This is a genomic window from Phytopseudomonas punonensis (genome assembly GCF_900142655.1).
GTDB classification, from domain to species: Bacteria; Pseudomonadota; Gammaproteobacteria; order Pseudomonadales; family Pseudomonadaceae; genus Aquipseudomonas; species Aquipseudomonas punonensis.
Genome location: NZ_FRBQ01000007.1, coordinates 170923 through 196326 on the forward strand (window position 1 = coordinate 170923; position 25404 = coordinate 196326).

At 63.4% G+C, this 25404-nt stretch carries 20 protein-coding genes; 11 read left to right on the forward strand and 9 right to left on the reverse strand.

The genetic code is table 11. The features are described from left to right. The first annotated feature begins 46 nt into the window (after positions 1–46). The gene (locus BUC40_RS17145) at positions 47–931 is read left to right on the forward strand and encodes a LysR family transcriptional regulator (protein WP_073267384.1); all 885 of its coding nucleotides are present in this window, start codon (positions 47–49) and stop codon (positions 929–931) included. On the opposite strand, the gene BUC40_RS17150 is transcribed toward BUC40_RS17145, so the two are convergent. The 4 genes from BUC40_RS17150 to hslO form a co-directional block, all read right to left on the reverse strand. Continuing rightward, positions 921–2252, reverse strand: a complete 1332-nt coding sequence (locus BUC40_RS17150) for an NTP/NDP exchange transporter (protein WP_139272201.1) — start codon at positions 2250–2252, stop codon at positions 921–923. The genes BUC40_RS17145 and BUC40_RS17150 overlap by 11 nt on opposite strands. Before the next feature lie 69 nt (positions 2253–2321). Next, positions 2322–4247: a RecQ family ATP-dependent DNA helicase gene (locus tag BUC40_RS17155; RefSeq protein WP_073267386.1), complete on the reverse strand. Its 1926-nt coding sequence runs from the start codon at positions 4245–4247 to the stop codon at positions 2322–2324. A 153-nt stretch (positions 4248–4400) separates the two neighbouring features. After that, on the reverse strand, positions 4401–5942 hold the full coding sequence (locus tag BUC40_RS17160) for a phosphoenolpyruvate carboxykinase (RefSeq protein ID WP_073267387.1): 1542 nt from the start codon (positions 5940–5942) through the stop codon (positions 4401–4403). Positions 5943–6095: 153 nt separating this feature from the next. Further along, positions 6096–6983 (reverse strand): Hsp33 family molecular chaperone HslO, encoded by an 888-nt coding sequence (hslO, locus tag BUC40_RS17165; RefSeq protein ID WP_073267388.1) that lies wholly within the window; start codon positions 6981–6983, stop codon positions 6096–6098. Positions 6984–7195: 212 nt separating this feature from the next. On the opposite strand from hslO, the gene BUC40_RS17170 reads away from it, so the two are divergent. After that, complete coding sequence (locus BUC40_RS17170; protein ID WP_073267389.1) at positions 7196–7987, forward strand: phosphatase PAP2 family protein; 792 nt, start codon at positions 7196–7198, stop codon at positions 7985–7987. 32 nt (positions 7988–8019) lie between these two features. Here the strand turns inward: BUC40_RS17170 and BUC40_RS17175 are convergent, their stop codons facing one another. Next, entirely contained in the window at positions 8020–8445 is a 426-nt protein-coding gene (locus BUC40_RS17175) for an RNA-binding S4 domain-containing protein (RefSeq protein ID WP_073267390.1), read from the reverse strand. Positions 8446–8535: 90 nt separating this feature from the next. Here BUC40_RS17175 and rimA point away from each other — a divergent pair, with 90 nt between their 5' ends. The 4 genes from rimA (at position 8536) to BUC40_RS17195 (ending at position 11664) form a co-directional block, all read left to right on the forward strand. Then, positions 8536–9327 (forward strand): S6 modification regulatory phosphodiesterase RimA, encoded by a 792-nt coding sequence (gene rimA / locus BUC40_RS17180; RefSeq protein ID WP_073267391.1) that lies wholly within the window; start codon positions 8536–8538, stop codon positions 9325–9327. 74 nt (positions 9328–9401) lie between these two features. Continuing rightward, positions 9402–9869 carry a retropepsin-like aspartic endopeptidase RimB gene (gene rimB, locus BUC40_RS17185; RefSeq protein ID WP_073267392.1) on the forward strand — a complete coding sequence of 156 codons (468 nt, stop codon included), beginning with the start codon at positions 9402–9404 and terminating at the stop codon, positions 9867–9869. Beyond that, positions 9866–10771 (forward strand): 30S ribosomal protein S6--L-glutamate ligase, encoded by a 906-nt coding sequence (gene rimK, locus BUC40_RS17190; protein ID WP_073267393.1) that lies wholly within the window; start codon positions 9866–9868, stop codon positions 10769–10771. The genes rimB and rimK overlap by 4 nt, the downstream gene beginning before the upstream one ends. Beyond that, positions 10768–11664 (forward strand): S66 peptidase family protein, encoded by an 897-nt coding sequence (locus BUC40_RS17195; protein WP_073267394.1) that lies wholly within the window; start codon positions 10768–10770, stop codon positions 11662–11664. The genes rimK and BUC40_RS17195 overlap by 4 nt, the downstream gene beginning before the upstream one ends. Positions 11665–11674: 10 nt before the next feature. On the opposite strand, the gene BUC40_RS17200 is transcribed toward BUC40_RS17195, so the two are convergent. The 3 genes from BUC40_RS17200 to ompR form a co-directional block, all read right to left on the reverse strand. Further along, positions 11675–15448, reverse strand: coding sequence for a bifunctional diguanylate cyclase/phosphodiesterase (locus tag BUC40_RS17200; RefSeq protein WP_073267395.1), 3774 nt, complete (start codon positions 15446–15448; stop codon positions 11675–11677). Between the two features lie 89 nt (positions 15449–15537). Continuing rightward, the gene (locus tag BUC40_RS17205) at positions 15538–16851 is read right to left on the reverse strand and encodes an ATP-binding protein (protein WP_073267396.1); all 1314 of its coding nucleotides are present in this window, start codon (positions 16849–16851) and stop codon (positions 15538–15540) included. A 92-nt stretch (positions 16852–16943) separates the two neighbouring features. Then, on the reverse strand, positions 16944–17681 hold the full coding sequence (gene ompR / locus BUC40_RS17210) for an osmolarity response regulator transcription factor OmpR (RefSeq protein WP_073267397.1): 738 nt from the start codon (positions 17679–17681) through the stop codon (positions 16944–16946). A gap of 265 nt (positions 17682–17946) precedes the next feature. On the opposite strand from ompR, the gene BUC40_RS17215 reads away from it, so the two are divergent. The 5 genes from BUC40_RS17215 to BUC40_RS17235 all read left to right on the forward strand — a co-directional run bounded on the left by BUC40_RS17215 (position 17947) and on the right by BUC40_RS17235 (position 23417). Beyond that, positions 17947–20274 (forward strand): Tex family protein, encoded by a 2328-nt coding sequence (locus BUC40_RS17215; protein WP_073267398.1) that lies wholly within the window; start codon positions 17947–17949, stop codon positions 20272–20274. A gap of 3 nt (positions 20275–20277) precedes the next feature. Then, positions 20278–20667 carry a PaaI family thioesterase gene (locus BUC40_RS17220; RefSeq protein ID WP_073267399.1) on the forward strand — a complete coding sequence of 130 codons (390 nt, stop codon included), beginning with the start codon at positions 20278–20280 and terminating at the stop codon, positions 20665–20667. Positions 20668–20848: 181 nt separating this feature from the next. Continuing rightward, on the forward strand, positions 20849–22429 hold the full coding sequence (gene gshA, locus BUC40_RS17225; RefSeq protein ID WP_073267400.1) for a glutamate--cysteine ligase: 1581 nt from the start codon (positions 20849–20851) through the stop codon (positions 22427–22429). Between the two features lie 138 nt (positions 22430–22567). Next, positions 22568–22804, forward strand: coding sequence for a ribosome modulation factor (rmf, locus tag BUC40_RS17230; protein ID WP_073267401.1), 237 nt, complete (start codon positions 22568–22570; stop codon positions 22802–22804). Between the two features lie 133 nt (positions 22805–22937). Next, positions 22938–23417, forward strand: coding sequence for a MarR family winged helix-turn-helix transcriptional regulator (locus tag BUC40_RS17235; RefSeq protein WP_083593595.1), 480 nt, complete (start codon positions 22938–22940; stop codon positions 23415–23417). A gap of 223 nt (positions 23418–23640) precedes the next feature. On the opposite strand, the gene BUC40_RS17240 is transcribed toward BUC40_RS17235, so the two are convergent. Beyond that, the gene (locus BUC40_RS17240; protein ID WP_073267402.1) at positions 23641–25380 is read right to left on the reverse strand and encodes an acyl-CoA dehydrogenase family protein; all 1740 of its coding nucleotides are present in this window, start codon (positions 25378–25380) and stop codon (positions 23641–23643) included. Positions 25381–25404 lie beyond the last annotated feature (24 nt).

The window sequence follows — 25404 nt, forward strand, 5'->3', positions numbered from 1 at the left end:
ATGCAGCCCGCCAATCAGGCACCGCCTACGCCCCGATAGAGCGCCCATGGATATCAAGCAGCTCAAGTTTCTGATCGCCCTCGACGAAACCCGCCACTTCGGCCAGGCCGCTGCCCGTTGTCACGTCACCCAGCCAACGCTGTCGATGCGCCTGCGCAATCTGGAAAACGAACTGGGCCTGGAGCTGGTGCGCCGAGGGCAGCGCTTCGAGGGGTTCAGCGCCGAAGGTGAGCGCGTGTTGGCTTGGGCGCGCAGCCTGATGGCCGCCCATGATGGCTTGTATGCCGAGGCTGCCGCCTGCCGTGGCCAACTGGTCGGCACCCTGCGCCTTGGCGTGGTGCCGCTGTCAGGCTTCGACCCGATGGAACTGGTGCGCCTGTTCGCCGAGCAGCACCCGGGGCTGCGCTTCCAGCTGTTCGCCCTGAGCAGCGACCAGATTCTCGAGCGCCTGGGCAGCAATCAGCTGGACCTGGGCCTTTCCTACCTCGACCGTCTGGACCGCGAGCACTTCGACAGCCTGGAACTGGCCGCCACGCGCATGGGCCTGCTCTACGACCGCCGGCATTTCCAGTTCACGGAGACTACCCTGCGCTGGGAAAGCCTGATCGACCTGCCGCTGGGTTTGCTGTCGGCAGGCATGCACTTTCGCCAATCCATCGACCATTGCTTCCGCTCCCGCGGCCTGACACCCCTGCCCAAGCTGGAAACCGACGCCGTTCACCAGCTGCTGCAGGCGGTCAGCGCCGGCCTGTGCTGCTCGATTATGCCGCTGCAGAACGGCCTGGCCGAATTCACCAACGAGCTGATCCTCACGCCCATCGAAGACGCCCACACCCTGGCACCGCTGGGCCTGATCATGCGCCGCGGTGCACCTCGCTCGCCCCTGGCAGAAGCCTGCTTCAGCGAAGCGCGCACGCTGATCAACGCCTGAACCGAGCCTCGTCACTGTCTGCCTGTGGCGATGACCTGTCGGTTTCGCCGCGGTCCGCGCGACCGCCCAGGTACCAGCCCAGCAGCCCCCAGAGCGCGGCGCAGACTGCGCCGATCACCGCGATCAGCGCCACGCCGTAGCCAAGCATGTCGATCAGGCTCTTCGCCCAGCCGCTGAGCGCATCGCCACCGCGGTAAACCACCGTGTCGATGAAGTTCTTCGCCTTGTACTTGCTCTCGGCATCCAGCGGCGCGAAAAGCATTTCCCGCCCCGGGCGCACGAAAGCGTATTCACCGATACGCCGCACGATCATCAGCCCGGCCAGCACCGCAAAGGTCGGCGCCTGGGCCAGGGCGAGAAAGCCCACGCACATCAGCATCGGCACCGCGGCCAGCAAGCTGCGCACACCCAAACGCTGGGCGACGCGACCGGTAATGAACAGCTGGGCCAGCAGCGCACCGGCCTGCACCACGAAGTCGATCAACCCGAAAACCCGCACCTGGGCGTCGCGATCAGGGAAAAGCTCGGCGACCAGGCGCGCCTGCTCGAAATACAGAAAGGTGGTAACCGTGGCGAGTAGGATGACGAACGCGCAAATCCCCAGCAAGTATGAAGACTTGAACACCCGAGTCATGCCGCTGAACGGATTGCCTGCTACTGGTCGCCGGGGGCTCTCGGCCTGGCTGGCGCCCGGGCGCCCTGCCCCGGCTATCTCGCGCCAGAGCATTAGGTAATGCTTGAGCGCCAGCGCGCCGGCCAACAGCATGGCTGCCAACAACACCAGGCCGCCGGCGTCGATGCGACCGACCAGCAGCGTGCTCAGCGCCGGACCGGCCAGGCCACCAACGCTGGCGCCCGCTGCGATAAAGGCAAACAGGCGCTTGGCCTGGGGCGCGTCGAACACATCGGCCATCAGGCTCCAGGCCACCGAGACCACGAACAGGTTGTAGACCGAGATCCACACATAGAACACCCGCGCCATCCACAAGCTCTCGTTCGTGGCGCTGAAGGCCACGGCAAAGGCCAGTAGATTCAGGCAGAAGAAGCCGTACACCCAATCGATGAACTGGATGCGTGGCACCCGAGAATTCAGCCAGGCGAACAGTGGCACTGCCAGGAGCATGACCACGAAGGTGGCGGTGAACAGCCACTGCAGGTTTTCCACCCCGGCCTGAATCCCCATCGACTCGCGAATCGGCCGCAGCATGAAGTAGCCGCAGAACAGGCAGAAGAACAACGCAAAGCCCGCCAACGCAGCGGTCAGCTCCGCGGGCTGCGCATTGATTGCGCGGGCCAGGCGCTGGGGCATGGAAACAGTCATGGCGAAAGGTCCGGGCGGCGAAGCGTTGCAGTATGGCCCACGCAACCACGGCTGCCCGCCGGCATGCCCTCAGCGGCCGGCCAGCCAGGCGCGAATCTCGCCGTAAGGGTAGTCCTCCAGGGCGGCGAAACCCTTGATCTGCCGGGCCTTGAGACGGGTAAACAGCGGCACGCTGATGCCGCATAGAAAGCGTGCCAGGCATTCGTTACCTGGCAATTCAGCGCCGCGGGCACCCCGGTATTTGTTGATGAATGCACCGCACAACGCCTCACGATCCAGACTTGCCAGCGGTGTCAGTACGGGCGGCTCAGGTAGATGGGCAACCTGACCTCGGCACACCGAGCAATGCCCGCACTGCTGCGGCGCCTGTTCATCGCCAAAGTAGACGGCCAGGCGGCGGCTCAGGCAGTGCTCGCTGGCGAACAGCTCGAGCATGGCCTGGATACGGCGGATCTCGCTACCCTCCTGGACCACGAAGTAGGCGTGCAGCTCGGCCGCCAGCGCCTGGCTGTCGAAATCCGGCTGCAGCACGGCATACACGTCGGTCATCTGCTTGCTTTCCAACTCGATCCAGCCGCGCTCCTGCAGGTAATCCAGCGCCTTGACCACCCGTGCGCGCTGCGCCTGATGCCCGTTGTACAGCGCGTCGAAATCCACGGTGCACCAGGTGCGCGCCCGCGTAGACGCACTGACGATGGCTTCGATGAACTGCCGCCGCTCGCCTTCGAACTTGCCCAGCAAGGCCTCGGGCTCGATCAGGTACTTGAAACGATATTCGGCGAAATAGGCATAGCGCGGCGCGATGATGCCGCGCAGTTCCAGTTGCACCAGCAGGGTCTTGAGCGGCAACTGGCGGATATTGCTGTGATCGCTCAGCGCATTAACGGTCATTTCCCACTGCCCGCCACTGCTGTTGCCGCGAATCTCCTCGAGTACCCGCACGATGCCGCTCAGCTCCGGCGTGTCGCCGTAGACGAAGTTCTCCAGCACGTTGAGGCTGTCGCGGTTGGCCAGCACCAGGCAATCGGAGGCCTCGCCATCGCGGCCGGCGCGGCCGATTTCCTGGCTGTAGTTTTCCACCGACTTGGGCAGGTCGAAATGCACCACGTTGCGGATGTCGCGCTTGTCGATGCCCATGCCGAAAGCGATGGTGGCGACGATGCAGCTCAGCTCACCAGCCATGAAGCGGCGCTGGATCGCCTCGCGAATCTCGTGACCCATGCCGGCGTGGTAGGCGCTGACGGACAAGCCCTGCTGGCTCAGCTGCTCGGCGACCTGCTCGGCAGTCTTCTGCTGGGTGACGTAGACGATGCTGGGTTCACCCTGCTTGGCACCCAGCCATTGTTCGAGGCGCCGCTGCTTGTCGCGCCCCACCACGGGCTCGACCAGCAGATTCAAGTTGGGGCGGTAGAAGCCGGTGGTGACTACATCATCTGCGGCGATGGCGAATTTCTTCTGCATGTCGGCAATCACCGGCGGCGTCGCCGTGGCGGTGAGCAGCAGCACCTGAGAGATGCCGAACTGGCGCTGATAGTCCGGAAGCTTCAGGTAATCCGGGCGGAAGTTGTGCCCCCACTCGGAAATGCAGTGGGCCTCGTCGACCACCAGTAGGGAAATCGGCACTTCACTGATGAAGTTGCGAAAGCGCTCGTTCTTCAGGCGCTCGACCGAAATCATCAGGATTTTTAGCTCGCCGGACTTGGCCTTGGCCATGGTCTCGCTGACCTGCTCACGGCTTTGCGCCGAATCGATGCTGGCCGCACTGATGCCATGGCGATGCAGAAAGGCCAGTTGGTCCTGCATCAGCGCCAACAGCGGGGAGACCACCACCGTCAGGTGCGGCAGGTGCAAGGCCGGCAACTGGTAGCACAGGGATTTGCCCGAGCCGGTGGGAAAAATCGCCGCCGCCGAGCGGCCGGCGAGCACGGCGCTGATCACCGCTTCCTGGCCAGGGCGCAGTTGGTCGAAACCGAAGACACGTTTGAGCGTGGACATGAGCTGTCACTCCGTTGACCGCTGAATGGCCAATAACCGTAACCTGTGTGGCAGGCGTTTCACAGCGCACAGCCGCCTGGGGGCCGCGAGAAGTGTTGCACCATAAATGAAAAAGCCGCCCGAAGGCGGCTTTGTCAGCGAGCGCGGGTCAACTTACAGTTGCGGGCCGGCTTGCTTGATGGCGTCGCTCACTTCGAACTTGGTGAAGTTGTCGATGAACAGCTTGGCCAGGCCTTTGGCGGCCTCGTCGTAGGCAGCCTTGTCAGCCCAGGTGTTGCGCGGGTTGAGCAGGTTGGTCTCGACGCCAGGAACGGCTTTCGGCACGTTCAGGTTGATGATCGGCAGGTGCTCGGTTTCGGTACCGATCAACGCGCCGCTCTGGATCGCTGCGATCACACCACGAGTGGTCGGGATGTTGAAACGCTTGCCGACGCCGTAGCCGCCGCCAGTCCAGCCGGTGTTGACCAGGTAGACCTTGGAGCCGAAGGCCTGGATACGCTTGATCAGCAGCTCGGCGTAAACACCAGCCGGACGCGGGAAGAACGGTGCGCCGAAGCAGGTGGAGAAGGTCGACTTGATGCCGCTGCCCGAACCCATTTCGGTGGAACCGACCAGGGCGGTGTAACCGGAGAGGAAGTGGTAAGCCGCTTGCTCTTCGTTGAGGATCGACACCGGTGGCAGCACGCCAGTCAGGTCGCAAGTCAGGAAGATCACCGCGTTCGGCTCGCCGCCGAGGTTCTTCTCGCTGCGTTTTTCAACGAATTCCAGCGGGTAAGCAGCACGGCTGTTCTGGGTCAGGCTGTCGTCGGTGTAATCCGGCTTGCGCTGCTCGTCGAGCACCACGTTTTCCAGCACGGTGCCGAACTTGATGGCTTTCCAGATCACCGGCTCGTTCTTCTCGGAGAGGTCGATGCACTTGGCATAGCAACCGCCTTCGATGTTGAACACCACGCCAGTGCCCCAGCCGTGCTCGTCGTCACCGATCAGGTAACGGCTTTCGTCGGCGGACAGAGTGGTTTTGCCGGTGCCGGACAGACCGAAGAACAGGGTCACGTCGCCTTCTTCACCGATGTTGGCAGCGCAGTGCATCGGCAGCACGTCGGCGGCCGGCAGCAGGAAGTTCTGCACGCTGAACATGGCTTTTTTCATCTCACCGGCGTAACGCATGCCAGCGATCAGTACCTTCTTCTGCGCGAAGTTGATGATCACGCAGCCGTCGGAGTTGGTACCGTCACGCTCAGGCACGCATTCGAAGTTGGCGACGTTGAGAACTTGCCACTCCTGCTTGCCGGACGGGTTGTATTGAGTCGGCTCGATGAACAGCTGACGGCCGAAGAGGTTCTGCCAGGCAGTGGCAGTGGTCATCTTGACGGGCAGGTAGTGAGCTTCGGCAGAGCCTACATGAACGTGGGAAACGAAGCTGTCCTGGGCATCGGAGAACGCCTGAACGCGATCCCACAGGGCATCGAACTTGTCGGCTGGAAACTTGCGGTTGATCGGGCCCCAGCCGATGTCGGCCGAAGTGCTCGGCTCATCGACGATGAAGCGGTCGACCGGAGAACGCCCGGTACGGTGGCCGGTGCGTACAACCAGAGCACCGGTGGACGCCAGTTCGCCTTCGCCGCGACGAAGGGCTTCTTCGACCAGTTGAGCAGTGCTGATGTCGGTGTACACAGCGTTGTTGGCTTGCGTCATTTGAGTCCCCGTCGGCCGAACGGCCGAGTCTTCCAAACGTTTGTAGCCATGCACGGAGCAGGACTACAGCTAAAAAAGTGCGCGGATTATGCCAGAAAAGCGGGCCGCTGGTGCAGCCCCCAATCAGAACAGCCTGCGCGTTGCTGGCAGCCCTCAGTGACGGGTGTCGGAGGGCCGCTGACTGCCTCCGCCAGCGAACAGCTGAGCGATGTCAGCGGCGTCGAAGCCGTAGCGTTCGTTGCAGAATTGGCAGTCGATTTCCACGCGGCCGTTATGCTCGCTGACCAGCAGCTCGGCATCGGCCTGCCCTAAACTGACCAGCGCTTTGGCTGAGCGTTCACGGGAGCAGCTACAACGGAAGCGAATGCCGCGTGGCTCGAACAGGCGAACCGCCTCTTCGTGGTACAGGCGATGCAGCACGGTTTCGTTATCCAGCCCCAGCAACTCCTCGTTCTGCAGGGTGTTGGCGAGGGTGACCAGGTGCTCCCAGCTGGCGGCGCGCTCTTCATCATCGGGCAGGCGATCGGCCGGCAGTTGCTGGAGCAGGAAACCGCGGGCGCGCAGGCCATCGGCGCACAGCCAGAAGCGCGTGGCCAGCTGTTCTGAAGTAGCGAAGTAGTTGCTCAGGCAATCGGCAAGGGTGTCGCCGTCCAGCGAAACGATGCCCTGATAACGCTGGCCCTGTTTGGGATCGACGGTCATCGCCATCACGCCTTCGGGCATCAGCTGCGGCAACCCGTCGCCCTCGGCGATACGCTCGGCATCGTAACGAGCTATGCCGCGCACATCGCCTTCACTGGAACATTCCACCATCAGCAGCGGCACTGGGCCGTCGGAGCGCACCTGCAGCACTAGCAGGCCGTCGAACTTCAAGGTGCCGACCAGCAGCGATGCGGCAGCCAGTAATTCGCCGAGCAGGTGGGCCACCGGGCGCGGGTAGTCGTGCTTGGCGAGCACCTGCTGATAGCTGCCGGTCAGCCCGACCAGTTCACCGCGCACATCGGTGTCATCAAAAATAAAGCGTTGGGTGAAGTCGGACATAACGGCTCGCCTGCTGATGGATGCAAGACAGGCCAGGGGCGTGCCCACTGGCCTGGGGGTCGGCAATTTTAGGCGCAAACGCGGCGCCGACCAAGCTGCACGCGAAGAACGGCAGGCGCGCAGCAGCTGAACGTCGACTGAACAAAGCCTCGATAGCGCCCATCCTGGCCCGCTAGCTGCCTAGAATCGGCGGTTTTCTTCGAGCCACCTCCATGCACCTCGCTTTCAATACCCAATGGCGCCCACGCGCCCTGCTCATCAGCCATCTGCTTATCGCCGTGCTGTTTGCCAGTTGGCTGTGGCCGGTCACTCGCGTGTACTGGAATCAGTTCGATGTATGGCTGTTCCACCTGCTCAACGATCCGGTGCATGCCGCCGGCCTGTGGGCGCATATCTGGGCCATCGGCAGCATGCGCCCGGTGGATGCCGGCGTCGGCGTGGTGATGCTGGCGATCATGCTGCGCGCCGGACTGATCTTCCCGGCCAACGGGGTACGCACCGGTCTGTATGCGTTTCTGGTCGCGCTGACCGTCATGCTGCTGATGCGCGTGGGCTTTTCCGACCTGGTCGAGTACATGGGCTGGCAACATGCGAGCCCATCGCTGCAGATTGAAGGCAGCGCGCGGCTGACCGAGATGTTCCCGGCCTGGGAAGAGCGCTGGAATCTAAAGGACAGCGCCAGCCGCAGTTTCCCGGGCGACCACGCCTCGGTACTGATGATTTGGGCGATGTTCTGCAGCTTCTTCGTCAGCGGCTGGCGCCGCCTGCTGGTATGGGCCGTGGCGGTGATCGGCATGTTGCCGCGCCTGGTCGCCGGTGCCCACTGGGGCGCGGACGCCTTTGTCGGCGGCGTGCTGCTCAGCGTGCTGGGCATCGCCTGGAGCTGCTACACGCCATTGGCCTATCGGGCCAGCGCACTCATCGAGCGCACCAGCGCACCTTTGATGCGCGCTTTGGCGCGGTTGCCGGTTATCGGCACCTTCGCGTTAATCAGCGGGCGCTGACTGCCGCCGGGCTGCCGACGTTGTAGGCAACCCTACTCCACCCACTCCCCTGAGCCGCCGCGCAGATAGAACAACTGCCGGCGTTGCTTCTTGCTCGGTCGGCCGTCGGTCTGCACACCCAGGGCGCCAGCCTTGCGCTGTTCGGCAGCCTTCTCACGCCGCACGATGCTCTCGCCGGTTTCGGCATACAGCGCTTGCGCTTCGGGAGCGCCACGGCGCACCACTGATAGTGCTTGAACGATCACCGTGCGCTCCTCGAAACCGGTACGAATCACGTACTCATCACCGACCTTGGGTTCCTTGCCTGGCTTGCAGCGCTCGCCACGGCAATGCACCTTGCCGCCTTCGATCGCTGCCTTGGCCAACGCCCGGGTTTTATAGAAGCGCGCAGCCCATAGCCACTTGTCTAACCTTACCTTGTCATCGGTATCCTGCTTTGCCACCCTTACCTCACTCATTGCTGGCTATCATCACAATTCATTGTCACTCCAGCCTGTGCGCATTGTCCGATGCATACAAGCCCGAGCGACCCTCATTCTGGAGCAGCGGTGACCCACTTTCCCAGCGATCTTACCCATCCTGAAAAATGCCGCGGCTGCCAGGGCAGCACGGGCTTGGATTTCGACTTTCATTTCGCCTTCCAGCCAATCATCGATGTGCGCAGCCGCCAGGTGTTCGCCCACGAGGCTCTGGTGCGTGGCCCGGCAGGTGAAGGTGCACTTTCAGTGCTCGATCGCGTCAATGACGACAACCGCTATCGGTTCGATCAGCGCTGCCGCACCCAGGCGATTGCCGAAGCCAAACAGCTGGGTATGAACAGCTACCTGTCGATCAACTTCCTGCCTAATGCCGTGTACCGCCCGGAGCTGTGTATTCGTAGCACCCTGGAGGCCGCGCGCCAGCATGACTTTCCGCTCGACAAGCTGATCTTCGAAACCCTGGAAAGCGATCACATGGCCGACAGCAAGCACCTGACCAACATCCTGCGCCAATATCAGGAGTTCGGTTTCAAGACCGCCATCGACGACTTCGGTGCCGGCCATTCGGGCCTCACCTTGCTTGCGGACTTTCAGCCCGACCTGATCAAACTGGACATGGCACTGATTCGCGACGTCGATCAGGACACGGCGCGCCAGGCCATCGCGCGCGGCATCCTGTCTATCTGTAATGATCTGGGTGTAAGGGTGATCGCCGAAGGGATCGAAACGCCGGGCGAGCGGGACTTCCTCGCCTCCATCGGTATCGATCTGATGCAGGGCTACCTGTTCGCCAAGCCGCAATTCCGAGGTTTGCCCGAGATCGCCGACGCGGCGTGGGCGCCTGCGACGATGACGCATTGACGGACGTGCAGCGCGGCGGATTTTCAGTACCATGCGCGCCAGATACGCGACCTAAGTAGAAACGGACAGCTTTCTTGAAGACATTCGACCACCTCAACGTGATCGGCCTGCGCGAGTGGGTGAACCTGCCTGAACTCGGCATCGTCGGCCTGCGCGCCAAGATCGACACCGGCGCCAGCACCTCGAGCCTGCACGCCAGCGATATTCAGCCGTTCGAGCGCGACGGTGAGCAATGGGTGCGCTTCACCGCCTATATCGGCACCCAGGTGCAGCGCCGCCATCGTTGCGAGGCGCGCCTGGTGGCCCTGAAAACGATCAAAAGCTCCAATGGCCAGGCGCAGAGCCGCTACGTGATCCGCACCAGCCTGATGTTGGGCGATCTACAGTGGCCGGTGGAGTTCACCCTGGCCAGCCGCAAAACCATGCGCTATCGCATGTTGCTCGGATCCAAAGCGCTGGTGGACGGCCAACTGGTGGTCAATCCGGCGCTTACTTACGTTCAAGACAAACCCGTGCTTCCCGACCCGACCGGTGCCCAATGAAAATCGCTGTGCTGTCGCGCAATCCGCGCCTGTATTCCACGCGTCGCTTGGTCGAGGCTGGGCAACAGCGCGGCCATGAAATGGTGGTGATCGACACCCTGCGCGCCTACATGAACATCGCCAGCCACAAGCCGCAGATCCACTACCGCGGCAAACCGCTGGAAGGCTTCGACGCGGTGATCCCGCGTATCGGCGCCTCGGTGACCTTCTATGGCTGCGCGGTGCTGCGCCAGTTCGAGATGATGGGCGTGGTGCCGCTCAACGAGTCGGTAGCCATCGCCCGCTCCCGTGACAAGCTGCGCTCGCTGCAGCTGCTGTCGCGGCGTGGCGTCGGCCTGCCAGTGACCGGCTTCGCCCACTCACCGGACGACATTCCCGACCTGATCCACATGGTCAACGGCGCGCCGCTAGTGATCAAAGTGCTCGAAGGCACCCAGGGCATCGGCGTGGTGCTGTGTGAAACCGAAAAGGCCGCCGAGTCGGTGATCGAGGCCTTCATGGGCCTCAAGCAGAACATCATGGTGCAGGAATACATCAAGGAAGCCGGCGGCGCCGACATCCGCTGCTTCGTGGTTGGTGACAAGGTCATCGCGGCCATGAAGCGCCAGGCCAAGCCCGGCGAATTCCGCTCCAACCTGCACCGCGGCGGCACCGCCAGCCTGATCAAGATCACCCCGGAAGAACGCATGACCGCCATCCGCGCCGCCAAGGTCATGGGCCTGTCAGTGGCTGGCGTCGACATCCTGCGTTCCAACCACGGCCCGCTGGTGATGGAGGTGAACTCCTCGCCGGGCCTGGAAGGCATTGAGGTGACCACCGGCAAGGACGTTGCCGGGATGATCATCCAGTTCCTGGAAAAGAACGGCGGCCCCAACCTGACACGTACCAAGGGCAAAGGATGAGTAACGCCTTCACCGGCCGCGTGGCCCTGATCGCACCCGCCTCGGCGATTGCCGACGAGGTTTTCGACGCCACCCTGGCGCAGCTTGACGTGCAGGGCATCGACTATCATCTGGGCCGCAATGTGCGCGCTCGTCATCGCTACCTGGCCGGCACGCAGGCGCAGCGCCTGGATGATTTGCACGAAGCCTTCAGCTTGCAGGATATCGACGCTGTATGGTGCCTGCGCGGCGGCTATGGCTGCGCACAACTGCTACCGGGCATCGACTGGACGCTGCTGCAGAGCGCCAGCCCGCGGCCGTTGATTGGCTACTCGGATCTGTCGATCCTGCTCGATGCCTTCGCCCGCCATGATCTGCCCGGCATCCACGGCCCGGTAGCCACCGCCCTCGGCCTGCAGGCGCTGGCCGCGCCAACCGGGCAGCGTGAACGGCTGGCGTCGATGCGCGCGCTGTGGGACCTGCTGCAGGACCGCAGCCAGCCTTTGCCGGTACGCCATATCAGCGGCCCTGAAACACCAGTTGAGGGGCCGCTGGTTGGCGGCAACCTCACGGCGCTGGCCAGTGGCTGCGGTACCGTAGCCGGTATGCAGTTGCCCGCTAACGCCATTCTGATTCTCGAGGACGTCGGCGAGCCCTACTACCGCCTGGAGCGCAGCTTATGGCAGCTGTTCGAAAGCTTCGGCGAACGCCGCCCGGCCGCAGTGTGCCTGGGTAGCTTCACCGACTGCCCACGGCGCGGCGTGCAGCACAGCATCGACGAAATCATCGGCGAGTATCTGGCGCCGTTCGATATCCCGCTGTATGGCGAGCTGCCCAGCGGCCACGGCGACGCCAACTTCGCCTGGCCCTATGGCCGCACCGCCACCCTCAAGGGCAACACGCTGAGCTGGTGAGCCATCACCACTAGGCCTGCAGCAGTCGCTTAAGGAAATCCGCCTCAACCAGCGGCCTGTCCAGCAGATACCCCTGGCCGAACTCGCAGCCCAACGCTTTCAGATGCTCAAGCTGTTCCGGCGTTTCGATGCCTTCGGCTACGCACTCCAGATCCAGGTTGCGGGCGATCATCAGAATGGTTTCCACCAGCAGCACGTTGCTGCCGTTGCCGCCTATGCCAAGATCCTGGGTGAAGCTGCGGTCGATCTTCAGGCGATCCAGAGGCAGGCGTTTGAGGTAAGTCAGGGACGAATAACCGGTGCCGAAATCATCAATGGAGAAGCGTACACCGAGGGTTTTGAGCGCCTGCATGTTGGCGATGCACTGCTCGACATCCTCGAGCAATACGCCCTCGGTGAGTTCCAGTTCCAGGGCAGAGGCCGGCACCTCGTAGCGCTGCAGGCAATCGCGTATCCGCTCGACACAATTGCGGCTGCGCAGTTCACGGGGGCTTAGATTTACCGCCAGCACCAGGTCTGGATGTTGCGGCAACCAGCCTTGCAGCGTGGCGCATGCGCGCTCCAGCACCCAGTTGCCAATGTCTTCGATCAGCCCGGTTTCTTCCGCCAGAGGAATGAACTGGCCGGGAAAGATTTCGCCTTTCTCCGGATGCGCCCAGCGCACCAGCACTTCGGCGCCCATGAGCTGGCCATCGCTGAGCCGCAGTTGCGGCTGGAACACCAGGTACAACTGATCCCGGGCGATCGCCTGACGCAACTCGCCCTGCAGCTGCAGGCGCTGGTCGATGGCGGCCTGCATCTCTGGCGCGAAGAAATGCAGGGCATTACGCCCGGCCTGCTTGGCGCGGTACATGGCAGTGTCGGCCTGTTTGAGCACGTCGGCGGCGTTCTGCTCGCCGAACGGATGCAGGGCGATGCCGATGCTGGCACTCATCGACAGCTCATGGCCGTCGATCACGCAGGGCTGCTCGAGGCTCTTGAGCAGGCGTTCGCCCACCATCGCAGCCTGCTCGCCAGCCAGCTGCTCATTTGCATCCAGGCCTTCGAGCAGCACCACGAACTCGTCACCACCCATACGCGCCAGGGTGTCCTCGTTGCGCAGCTGGACCTCCAAGCGTCTCGTCACTTCGCGCAATAGGTTGTCGCCGACCAGATGGCCGAGGCTGTCGTTGACCGTCTTGAAATGATCGAGGTCGATGAACAGCAGCGCACCCAGGCTGCCCTGACGGACTTCACGATCCATGGCGTGCTGCAGGCGGTCGAGCATCAGGCGGCGATTGGGCAGGCCGGTCAGCTCGTCACTGTAGGCCAGACGTTCGATTTCGCGCTGGTAACGCTGGCGCTCGGAGATGTCCGTCACGCTGCAGCGAATCAGCGTGGGCTCACCGGGCAAACGCACCAGCCGTACTTCACAAGGGAACTGCCGGCCACGGTTATCGCGGTGCAGCCACTCGAACACCGGCACCTCCCCCGCCAGAGCTGCGTCTAGATAGTGCTTGGCAGCCTCGATCGATAGCCGGCCGTCCGCTTGCCGCTCCGGGCTCAGTTCGAAGGGCCGACGGTTGAGCAGCTCCTCGCGCGAATAACCGAACAGGCGCAGCGCGTTGCCGTTGAAATCGACCATGCCGCCCTCCACGCTGTACAGCATGATCGCCTCGGGCGCGTGTTCGACGACGGTGCGGTAACGGGCCTCGGCTTCATAGCGGGCGCTGATGTCCTCGACCAGCAGCAGGAACATACTGACGCCACCGTTGTTACGTCGCACTGCGCGCAGGTGCAGGCGCGTGGGCACCTGGCTGCCATCGGCACGCAGGAAGTTGCGATCACGCTCGAAGCCTTCGCGGCTGCCGCTCAGCACTTCGTCGAGCAGCGGCTGCTCGGCATCCAGATCCTCCGGGGTGCTGATGCTGGCCCAGCTGGACTCCAGCAGTTGTTCGCGACTGAGCCCGAGAATGCTGCACAGCTTGAGGTTGACCTCCGACCAGCCAAAGGTCGGCGTGATCAACGCCATGCCGATCAGCGGCGCCTCGAAGAACAGGCGCAGGCGATCATCTCGCTCACGCAGTTGCTGCTCGGTGCGCCGCCGCGCGGTGATGTCCTGCGCGGCGCCGTATACGCGCACCAGCTCGCCGCCATCGCGCTCGGCAACGCCAAGCAGGCGTACCCAACGCGTACGGCCCTTGGCGGTGCTGGCGCGAACTTCGATATCGAACTGATCGCCGCCCTTGTACATCTGCTGCAAGGTACGACCGATCAGCTCCCGGCCGGCGGCATCGAACTGGCTCAGCGATTCCTCGAAAGTCGGCGCGCCGCTTTTCGGATCCAGCTCGTAGATGGCGAAGCAGCCGGCACTCCAGTACATGCTCATGTCGCGCATGTTCAGCGACCAGCCGCCCAGGTCGGCGATATTCTCCGTCTGGGTGAACAGATAGCTCTGCTGCTGCAGCGCCTCGCTCTGGCGCACCGCGTCCTGCGCCAGTTGCTCGCGGGTGCTGACATCCTGCTGCATGACGATGAAGTGGCTGATGCCCTCGTCGTCGCGCATGGGCGCCAGAATCACATCGCTCCAGAACGTTTCGCCGTCCTGACGCTGTAGGCGCAGCACCGCATTACCGGGAACACCTCGACGGATGGCACTTTCCAGCACATGCAAACCTTCATGGCGCTTCTCGCCACGCAGCAGGTCGAGCAGGCTCAGGCCCAAGGTTTGCCGAGCCTCACGCCCGGTAATCTGCTCGAACGCGGGGTTGCAGTAGATGAGCGGCAAATCCGCCTGACGCGCATCGGCGATCAGCACGCCCAGCGGGCTGGCATCCAGCGCCGAATGGGCCAGGGTCAGTTGCCGCTGCACTGCTGCGCTGTGAATGAGCGCCATGCGCAGATCAGTAAGGCTGCGGCCGATCAGCAGCGCCGCCAGGACGAACAGCAGAATGCCGAAATGCAGCTCCAGACGCTGCGGATCGATCCAACTGCTGCCCGCCATGATCGTGTGAGCCCAGGGCAATGCCAGAATGGTCAGCACGCTCATCGCAGCGCCGCCCATGGCACCTGCAAAGCCCCAGACCAGCGCCAAGCTGAGCATCAGCAGGCCGACTGCCGGCAGTTTCAACTGGGCGGGTAGCAGCTCCAGCAACAGCGGCAGGCAGGCCAGCACGAGCAACAGTGCATAACGCGACGGCATTTTGCGCAGCGCAGCGGGCACATCCAGCAGCGGCGCCAGCAGGCCCTCAACCGGCATCAGCCAACCGCGGCGGCGTAACAGAGGGCTCAGGTAGGTCAGCAGAGGGATGGAAATCACCAGCGCCGTCAGGGTGTCGGCCAACCAGAGAGTCAGCGCCAGTTGCGGTACGTCCTGCACCGCAAGCCCGTTGAGCAGCACCCGGCACACCATCAACAGCAGGCAAGTCAGCGCCACTGGCAGCAGAATGCCAAGCGAGATGAAACGCAACACGTGGTTGATGTTTGGCAGGGCGGCATCAAATGGCCGCCAACGCAGCAACAGGTAGCAGCAGGCTACACCCAGGGTTTCCGGCAATGCATAGACTGGCGCCAGGTGCCAGTCCAACCCCCACAATGGCGTAGAGAGCACCGCGTTAGCGTATAGCGCGCCCAACACTCTCGGCCCCCACCAGAGCGCCAGCACCAGACCCAGAGCAAACGGCAAATATAGAATGCCCACCCCGCTTTCGAGCTGGGTGGTCAGGGAAAGCTGGGTGGCCAGATGGAACGCCGGAAGCGGCAACCACCATGTCCAGAACGGCAGGCGCTCGGCAGTGCGGGGCATACGAACCTCATATCACGATGCCAGCACAGCATGAAGCAGCCATCGAGGGCTGTACAGGTGCCTGCATGGAGTAACAGCCTAGCCCAGTATCAAGCGGCGTCGCGTGGCAACAATAATCCCAGAGGCAGGCAGATACGGGCTTCCAGGCCACCACCGGAACGGTTGCGCAACTCTACGCTACCGCCATGCAGCGCGGCGATGCGCTTGACGATGGCCAAGCCCAGCCCGGCACCTTTGCCGCCGCGGGCGCTGTCACCCCGAATGAACGGATTGATGATGTTGCCCAGCTCGCTCGGGTCGATACCCGCGCCACGGTCCAACACGCTGAGCACCACATAAGGCGCACTGTGATCATCAGCAACCGACAGGACGATCTCCACGGCGCCACCGCCATAGCGCAGGGCGTTCTCGATCAGGTTGACGATCAGCCGCTTGATCGACACCCGGCGCAGTGGAACGGCCGGCACGGGCTCCACGAACAAACGTACCTGCTCGTGTTTCTGGTTGTAGGGCGCGACCACTTCGCGAATCAAGTCGGGCAGATTCAGCTCTTCGACCGGCTCGTCACGGCCATCGCGGATGAAGGCCAGGAACTGATCGAGAATGGCGTCCATGTCCTCGATGTCGCGCACCATGTCGTCGGTCAGCTCCGAGTCGTGGTCGAGAAACTCCAGAGACAAGCGCAATCGAGTCAACGGCGTGCGCAGGTCGTGAGAAACCCCCGCCAGCATCAGCTCGCGTTCACGACCGGCCTGCTCGACGTCCTCGGCCATCTGGTTGAACGCGCGATACACCTCGGCCATTTCGCTCGGCGTGTCGCCCACTGGCAGACGCACGCTACGCCCCTGGCCAAACTGCCGAGCGGCAAAGACCAGGCGCTTGAGCGGCGCGCTGAGCTGACGCACGAAAATCCACGCCGCCGCGGTGGACAGCAGGCCGATACCCAGGAACCAGCCCAGTACGCTCCAGATGCGCTGGCCACGTAGCGGGTGTGGGTAGAGTGGCACACGGATCCAGTCCTCACCGAGCGTCGGTGCATGCACCCACAATGCCGGCGGGCTCTTGGCGCGCACCCGGGTTTCGGTATCCGGCCCCAGCTCGGACTGCATCTGACGCTGGAAAATTTCGCTGTATGGCCAGTGCTCTTCGCTGGCCGGCACTTCGGCGCGCGTCACCCGTTTGAGGCCAGCCGCCTCGGCGATATTGGCGCGATCTTCGGGGTCCGCCGCCCAATAGGCGCGCAGGGTAAGTGCCGCGCCGTGGCTGTACTGACGATCCACCAGCACGTCCTCGTTCATCATCAGATAAACGAGGGTCAGCGCCTTGGAAAACAGCACGACGATCAGCACCAGCCAGAGGGTGCGCGAGAAGAAGCTTTGCGGGAACCAGAGTGGAGCTTTCATAGAAACAGGAGCCGGGCAGAGCGCGAGAAGCGGGAGGCTAAACGAACAAGGGCTGACATTGGTTGCCAGCCCTCGCTAGTCGTGGATCGACGTTATTTGTTGCCATCCGGCACGAACACATATCCCACGCCCCAGACGGTCTGGATGTAACGCGGCTTGGACGGATCCGGCTCGATCAGCCGGCGCAGGCGGGAAATCTGCACGTCGATGGAGCGCTCCAGCGCATCCCACTCACGGCCACGGGCCAGATTCATCAGCTTGTCGCGGGTCAGCGGCTCGCGGGCATGTTGCACCAGCGCCTTGAGCACAGCGAATTCACCGGTGGTGAGCATGTGCACTTCGTCGCCCTTCTTCAGCTCGCGAGTCGCCAGGGAAAGCTCGTAGTCGCCAAAGGTGACGCTCTCATCTTCGCTGCCTGGCGCGCCTGGTACGACTGGTGCCTGGCGGCGCAGTACAGCCTTGATCCGCGCCAGCAGTTCACGCGGGTTGAACGGCTTGGCCAGGTAATCGTCGGCACCGATTTCCAGACCCTGGATACGGCTGCCCTCATCGCCCTTGGCGGTGAGCATGATGATCGGCACCTGGTTGTTCGACGCGCGCAGGCGACGGCAGGCACTCATGCCGTCTTCGCCCGGCAGCATCAGGTCGAGTACCACCAGGTTGAACAGCTCGCGCGACAACAGGCGGTCCATCTGTTCGACGTTTTCCACGGCACGAACGCGATAGCCCTGCTCATCGAAGAAACGCTCGAGCAGACGCCGCAGGCGGGCGTCGTCATCGACAATCAGGATCTTCTCGCCTTCGACCGGTTGTACTGCAGTGCTGCTCATAGAGGCTCCTTGACCGAGAGTCCGCGACGCGTTGCGCACGGCTTAACGGCGGCATTATGGCTCAGAGGCCGTATAGACCACGTATTGTCCATTGTTAGCAGATTTTTCGCTGGGTTGGCGCACTTCAACCAGATTCGCGGTCTGACGGCGGCCATGGCGGCTGGCCTGAGCGCATCTTTGCGTGGCTATAATGCGCCGCTTTATCGTCCGGCTCATCATGAACGAGGCCGGTTATTCATCGTTTTGAGTCAGGTTCATGTCTTCTATGCTCAGCATCAACAACCGTATCGCCGAAGAACTGGGCGTACGCCCGCAACAGGTCGCCGCCGCTGTCGCACTGCTCGACGAAGGCTCCACCGTGCCGTTCATCGCACGCTACCGCAAGGAAGTCACCGGCAGCCTCGACGATACCCAGCTGCGCAACCTAGAAGAACGCCTGCGCTACCTGCGCGAGCTCGACGATCGCCGCGCCAGCATCCTGGCCAGCATTGAGGAGCAGGGCAAACTGACGCCCGAGCTGACCCGCGAAATCAACCTCGCCGACACCAAGACGCGTCTCGAAGACCTCTACCTGCCGTACAAACAGAAGCGCCGCACCAAGGGCCAGATCGCCCTGGAAGCCGGCCTCGGCGAGCTGGCCGATGCCTTGTTCAATGACCCGAGCCTGACGCCGGAGACTGAAGCGGCACGTTTCATCGATGCCGAGAAGGGCTTCGCCGACACCAAGGCGGTGCTCGAAGGCGCCAAGTACATCCTCATGGAGCGCTTCGCCGAAGACGCCAGCCTGCTCAGCAACCTGCGCGGCTACCTCAAGGACAACGCCACGCTTAGCGCCCGGGTCATCGCCGGCAAGGAAAACGAAGGCGCCAAGTTCCGCGACTACTTCGAGCATGACGAAAAGCTCAAGGGCGCCCCGTCGCACCGCGCCCTGGCGATTTTCCGTGGCCGCAACGAGGGCATCCTCAGCGCCAGCCTCAGGGTCGGTGAAGAGCTGCCCGGCACCTTGCACCCGTGCGAAGGCATGATCGCCGAGCGTTTCGGCATTTCCAATCAGGGCCGCGCCGCCGACAAGTGGCTGGGCGAAGTGGTGCGCTGGACCTGGAAGGTCAAGCTCTACACCCACCTGGAAACCGACCTGCTCGGCGAACTGCGCGAAGCCGCCGAAGACGAGGCGATCAGCGTGTTCGCCCGCAACCTGCACGACCTGCTGCTGGCTGCACCGGCAGGGCCGCGCGCGACCCTGGGCCTCGACCCGGGCCTGCGCACCGGCTGCAAGGTCGCCGTGGTCGACGCCACCGGCAAGGTGCTGGACACCGCCACCGTGTACCCGCACGCGCCGCGTAACGACTGGGACGGCACCCTCAACGTGCTGGCCAAGCTGTGCGCCAAGCATGGCGTCGACCTGATTGCCATCGGCAACGGCACCGCCAGCCGCGAGACCGACAAGCTGGCCATCGAGCTGATCAAAAAGTACCCGGGCCTGAAGATGACCAAGATCATGGTCAGCGAAGCCGGCGCCTCGGTGTACTCGGCCTCGGAACTGGCTGCCAAGGAATTCCCGGATCTGGACGTCTCGCTGCGCGGTGCGGTCTCCATCGCCCGCCGCCTGCAGGATCCGCTGGCCGAGCTGGTGAAGATCGACCCGAAATCCATCGGCGTCGGCCAATACCAGCACGACGTGTCCCAACTCAAGCTGGCGCGCAGCCTGGATGCCGTGGTGGAAGACTGCGTGAACGCCGTGGGCGTGGACGTCAACACCGCCTCCAGCGCCCTGCTCGCGCGGATTTCTGGCCTCAACGCTACCCTGGCACAGAACATCGTCGCTCACCGTGACGCACACGGCGCGTTCAAGACCCGTGACGCGCTGAAGAAAGTCCCGCGCCTGGGCGACAAGACCTTCGAACAGGCTGCCGGCTTCCTGCGCGTGATGAATGGCGACAACCCGCTGGACGCCTCCGCGGTTCACCCGGAAACCTACCCGCTGGTACAGCGCATCGCCGTCGACACCGGCCGCGATATCCGCTCGCTGATCGGTGATGCGGGCTTTCTCAAGCGCCTGGATCCGAAGAAGTTCACCGACGAGACCTTCGGCCTGGTGACAGTCGGCGACATTCTCAGCGAGCTGGAAAAGCCCGGCCGCGACCCGCGCCCGGAGTTCAAGACCGCCGAGTTCCAGGAAGGCGTGGAAAACCTGAAAGACCTCGAACTGGGGATGATCCTCGAAGGTGTGGTCACCAACGTGACCAACTTCGGCGCCTTCGTCGATATCGGCGTACACCAGGACGGCCTCGTGCACATCTCGGCGCTGTCCGAGAAATTCATCAAGGACCCGCACGAAGCGGTCAAGGCCGGCGACGTGGTCAAGGTCAAGGTCATGGAAGTGGACATTCCGCGCAACCGCATCGCCCTGTCGATGCGCATGAGCGACACGCCCGGCGAGAAAGTCGATGGCCCCCGTGGCGGTGCCCGCCAGGGCGGCGGCAAAGGTGGCCAGGCGCCACGCAGTGAACGCCATTCCGGCCAGGAAAAACCGGCTCCGGCCAATGCAGCCATGGCTTCGCTGTTCGCCAACGCCAAGCAGCTGAGGAAGTAAGCGATGAGCCAATCCGCGGACGAAATCGGCAAGAGCAGCGCCTTCGGGCGCCTGCTCGGCCTGCAGATCGTCAAGGCCGAGGCCGGCGAGGCGATCATCGCGCTGAGCATGCACGACGGCCTGCGCAACCTGCACGGCAAGCTGCACGGCGGCGCGCTGTTCTCGCTGATCGACACCGCCATGGGCCAGGCCAGCCACAGCCTGAGCGACGGCGAGCCGAGCAGCGTGACCCTGGAGTGCAAGGTCAACTACATCCGTGGCGTCACCGAGGGTGATCTGAGCTGTCGCGCCTGGGTCATCCACGCCGGCCGCCGCACCCAGGTGATCGAAGCCGAAGTGCACCAGCACGACAAGCTGGTGGCCAAGGCCCAGGCCACCTTCGCCTGCCTCTAAGAGAGCCACGCCACGCGTCGCCGACTCCTCAAGCCGTCAGCGCCTGGTGCTTCGCCTGTCGGGTGCATGTCGCTAGAATGCACGTCCTCTTCGCCAGACGACCAACGTCAGCAATTCGCCCCTTGTAGAGTCCAGCGTCCACCCCCATATTGGGGCGACCGCTGCGTGAAGGAATGCAATCTTGAGCGACCTGTTCTCCCGCCGTCTGGCCCTGCTCGGCGAGCATGCCAACCAGTCCCTGCTGTCCCAGTGCATGCACGGCATCGAGCGCGAATGCCTGCGTGTCGATGAAGGTGGCCAACTCGCGCTGAGCGAGCATCCTGTCGCCCTGGGTTCGGCGCTCACCAATGGGCAGATCACCACAGACTATTCCGAGTCGCTACTCGAGTTCATTACCGGTACGGCTACCGACCCGAGCGATACGCTGGCCGAGCTCGATCGCATCCACCGTTTCGTGTACAGCAAACTCGACGGCGAATACCTTTGGAGCCCGTCGATGCCCGGCCCACTGCCGGATGAAGAGACGATTCCGATCGCCCGTTACGGCCATTCGCATATCGGTCAGCTCAAATACGTGTACCGCAAGGGCCTGGCCCTGCGTTACGGCAAGACCATGCAGTGCATCGCTGGAATTCACTACAACTTCTCCCTGCCGGAGCAGCTGTGGGCCGTGCTGCAGCAAGCCGAAGGCGACACGCGCAGCGCCCGCGACTATCAGTCGTCGCGCTACATCGCGCTGATCCGCAACTTCCGCCGCTACAGCTGGCTGCTGATGTACCTGTTCGGCGCCTCGCCGGCGCTGGACAAGAACTTCATGCGTGGCCGCCCGCACCAGTTGCAGGAGCTCGACGCCGACACCCTGTACCTGCCCTACGCCACCAGCCTGCGCATGAGCGACCTGGGTTACCAGAGCGAAGCCCAGGCCGGGCTGACGCCTTGCTACAACGATCTGGCCAGCTACACCGACAGCCTGCGCCAGGCAGTCGGCACGCCCTACCCGCCTTACGTGAACATCGGCACCAAAAAGGACGGCGAGTGGCTGCAGCTCAATACCAACGTGCTGCAGATCGAAAACGAGTACTACTCCAACATCCGCCCCAAACGCGTGACCTATAGCGGCGAGCGGCCGATCCAGGCGCTGATGGCGCGCGGCGTGCAGTACGTCGAAGCGCGTTGCCTGGACATCAACCCGTTCCTGCCGATGGGCATCGACCTCGCCGAATCGCGCTTCCTCGATGCCTTCCTGCTCTATTGCGCCCTGCAGGACAGCCCGCAGCTGAGCAATGGCGAATGCGGCAGTTGCTCGGACAACTTCCTCAAGGTGGTCAAGGAAGGCCGTCGCCCAGGCTTGCACCTGTCTCGCCAGGGCGTACCGGTGGTGCTGCAGACCTGGGCTCACGAACTGCTCGACGGCATCGAAGCCATCGCCAAACTGCTCGACGCCGGCCAGGGCCATGACGAGCACGCCAGCGCCCTGCAGGCCCAGCGTGCGAAAGTCGACAACGCCAGCCTGACGCCGTCGGCACAGGTACTGGCCGAGCTGCAGAAAGGCGAAAGCTTTGCGGCATTCTCCCTGCGCCAGAGCAAGCGCCACGCCGAGCATTTCCGCGGCCAACCGCTGAGCGCCGAGCAGCAAGCCGAGTTCGAGCAGATCGCGCAACGCTCGCTGCAGGAGCAGGCCGAACTTGAAGTACATGAAGATGGCGATTTCGACAGTTTCGCCGCCGCCTATCAGGCCAGCATCCTCGCTCTGGCCGTGTGAAACGGGGCCAGGTTCGCCTGGCCTGCGACAACTGCGTCACAAAAAAAACCAATGGTCTTAAATCCGAGACCGACGGCCCGGTTCGGGCCTGCAGATTTGGCTAGCATGGTTTGCAAGCACTCTTTGCGAACCTCTCTCATGAGCCACCGTGACAACGACCAGCACTGGAGCCTGGAAAGCCTGACCAAGGCTTATCAGCAAGGCTATATGGCCGGGCTGGCTGGGCACGCTTCCGACACCCTGCCATTCGCAGACAGCATTCCTGCTGCTGCCTGGGAAGCCGGCTGGGTCGACGGCGAAGGCCAGCGCCGGCTCAGCGCGGAGAAGCTCAATCGCGCGCACGGCAACGCGCCTGGCGTCAAGAAACGCGCGTGACTCCGCGGCACAGCCCGCTACGAGCAACGCACCCGCTAGCAACTCTCGCTCGACCACTGAAGATGCCTGCGCTGGTCAGTTCACCTGCCTACGTGCAAAATGCTTAATTCGCTTAACTGAAGAAGCCCTTTCCATGAGCAACACCTCCAGCCAGATGGACACCTCGCCCCAGGCCACACCCGGAGGCGCTGCCCTGCCCGACAGCTGGCTGGACACTTTGGTGGGCTACGCGCTGCGCCGTGCCCAGCTGAAAGTATTTCAGCACCTAGTCGGCAAGCTCGCCGAACATGACCTGCGCCCTGCGCAGTTCACCGCCATGGTCATCATCGAAAGCGAGCCCGGGCTCATGCAAGCCGACCTCGCCCGCCAGCTGGCCATCGAACCACCGCAACTGGTGCCGCTGCTCAACAAGCTGGAGAGCCGTGGCCTGGCCCAGCGCGTGCGCGGCGTGCAGGACAAGCGCGCCTATGGCGTATTTCTTACCAAAGCGGGCATCGCCCTGCTTGGGCAGTTGAAAGCGATTGCCATAGCCAGCGACGAAGAAGCCACCTCCGCACTCGACGAAGACGAGCGTGCGCAGTTGCTGCGGTTGCTGCACAAGGTCACGCGTTAAGGCGTCTTGTGAGAGGTGGCGGGAGTGGCTTGGTTGCTGCTCTAAGGCAGAAGCGGACACTCAGCGGTTGCGTAGGAGCGGCTTTAGCCGCGAGCTCTTTACGCCTAGACAGGCACAATCGCGGCTAAAGCCCCTCCCACAAAAGCAGCAGCGTCCGATGTCCGCTCTCGCCACGTTTTTGCCATTCCCCTGCACGCCACACATCTACGGACCTAGAGCCCCGTCAATCCAGAAACGTCAGCGGCGCCCGAGCAGTGTCGATCCGGGCGATGCGCAGCTCGATCTCCGGCATCAAATAGCTGAAGAAGAACGCAGCGCTGTCGAGCTTCTCCTGATACCAGGGATCATTCGCCAGCAGCGCATTTGCCAGGCGCGCCGAACGCGCCCAGGCATAGGCCAGCAGCGCCCAGCCGAGCAGGTGCAGAAAATCGCCGGCGATGCGGTACGGGTATTCGGCGTCACCCTCGGCGTGGTTGAAGATGCCGCTCACCAAGAAACGCAACTTCGCGGATAGCGCACTTAGCTGGTCGGCATACTCGCCGCCCGCTGACGCTTCCTGCTCGAACAACGCCAGCAGCTCACCCAACGCCACGCTGCCATCGCCCAGCACCTTGCGCAGCAGCAGATCGTTGGCCTGAATCTCGTTGCTGCCCTCGTAGATCATCGCGATACGGCTGTCGCGCAGGGTTTGCTCGATGCCGTACTCGCCAATGTAGCCGTAGCCGCCAAACACCTGCAGCGCCTCGCTGGCCAGGTAAAAACCCTGGTCGGTGAAGAACGCCTTGATCACTGGCGTCAGCAGCCCGGCCAGGCGAGTGGCCTGCTGGCGGGCTGGTTCGCTGTTGGCATACTCGGCCTGATCGAGCAGGTGCGCGCCCCAGTAGCCGATAACCCGCAAGCCCTGGCTGACCGTACGCAAACGCAGCAACGCCAGACGCATGGCCGGGTGGTAATGAATGGGGTCGGCAGGCGCCGCGGCAACGCCTTCCGGTCTGCCTGGCGCACGCATCTGCCGGCGCTCCCGGGCGTAATCCAGCGCATTCTGCGAGGCCGCCTCGGCATGCCCGAGGCCCTGCAAACCAACGTACAGTCGCGCCGAGTTCATCATCACGAACAGCGCCGCGAGGCCACGATCGGCCTCGCCGATCAGCCAACCTTGAGCACCGTTGAAACTCAGCGAGCAGGTGGCGCTGCCCTTGATGCCCATCTTGTGCTCGATTCCGTCGCAGCGCACGGCGTTACGCGTACCATCGTCCAACCGCTTGGGCACCAGAAACAGCGAGATGCCGCGGGTGCCCGCCGGCGCATCCGGCAGACGCGCGAGCACCAGGTGCAGGATGTCTGCGGTGAGGTCGTGCTCGCCGCCGGAGATGAACAGCTTGCTGCCGGTAAGACGATAGCTGCCGTCGTCCTGAGGTTCGGCGTGGCAACGCAGCAGGCCTACATCGCTGCCGGCCTGGGGTTCGGTGAGGCACATGGTCGGCAGGATTTCGCCGCTGACGATGGCGGGCAGGTAGCGCTCCTTGAGCGACTGCGGGGCGTGGGCATCCAGACACAGGTAGGCGCCGTGGGCGATGCCGGTGTACATCGCCCAGCCGTGGTTGCTGGCGTAGAGCATTTCCTGCAGCGCCGCATCCAGCAGCTGCGGCAGGCCCTGGCCGCCGTGGGCGGGATCGCAGGCCAGCGCGGGCCAGCCGCCTTCCACATAGGCCTGGTAAGCGTCGGCGAAGCCATCTGGCGTGGTCACTTCGCCGTTGTGCCAGCTGCAGCCTTGCCGATCACCACTGGCGTTGAGCGGCGCCAGCACGCCGGAACTGAAACGTGCAGCCTCTTCCAGCACCTGCAACGCCAGCGGCAGGTCGAGGTCAGTGAACGCCGGCTGCTCAGACCAGGCCGCAGGCGCCTGCAACCAATGTTCGAGGACGAAACGCATATCGCGCAGCGGCGCCTTGTAATGCCACATGGTCAACCTCCCTGTAGGGCAGAC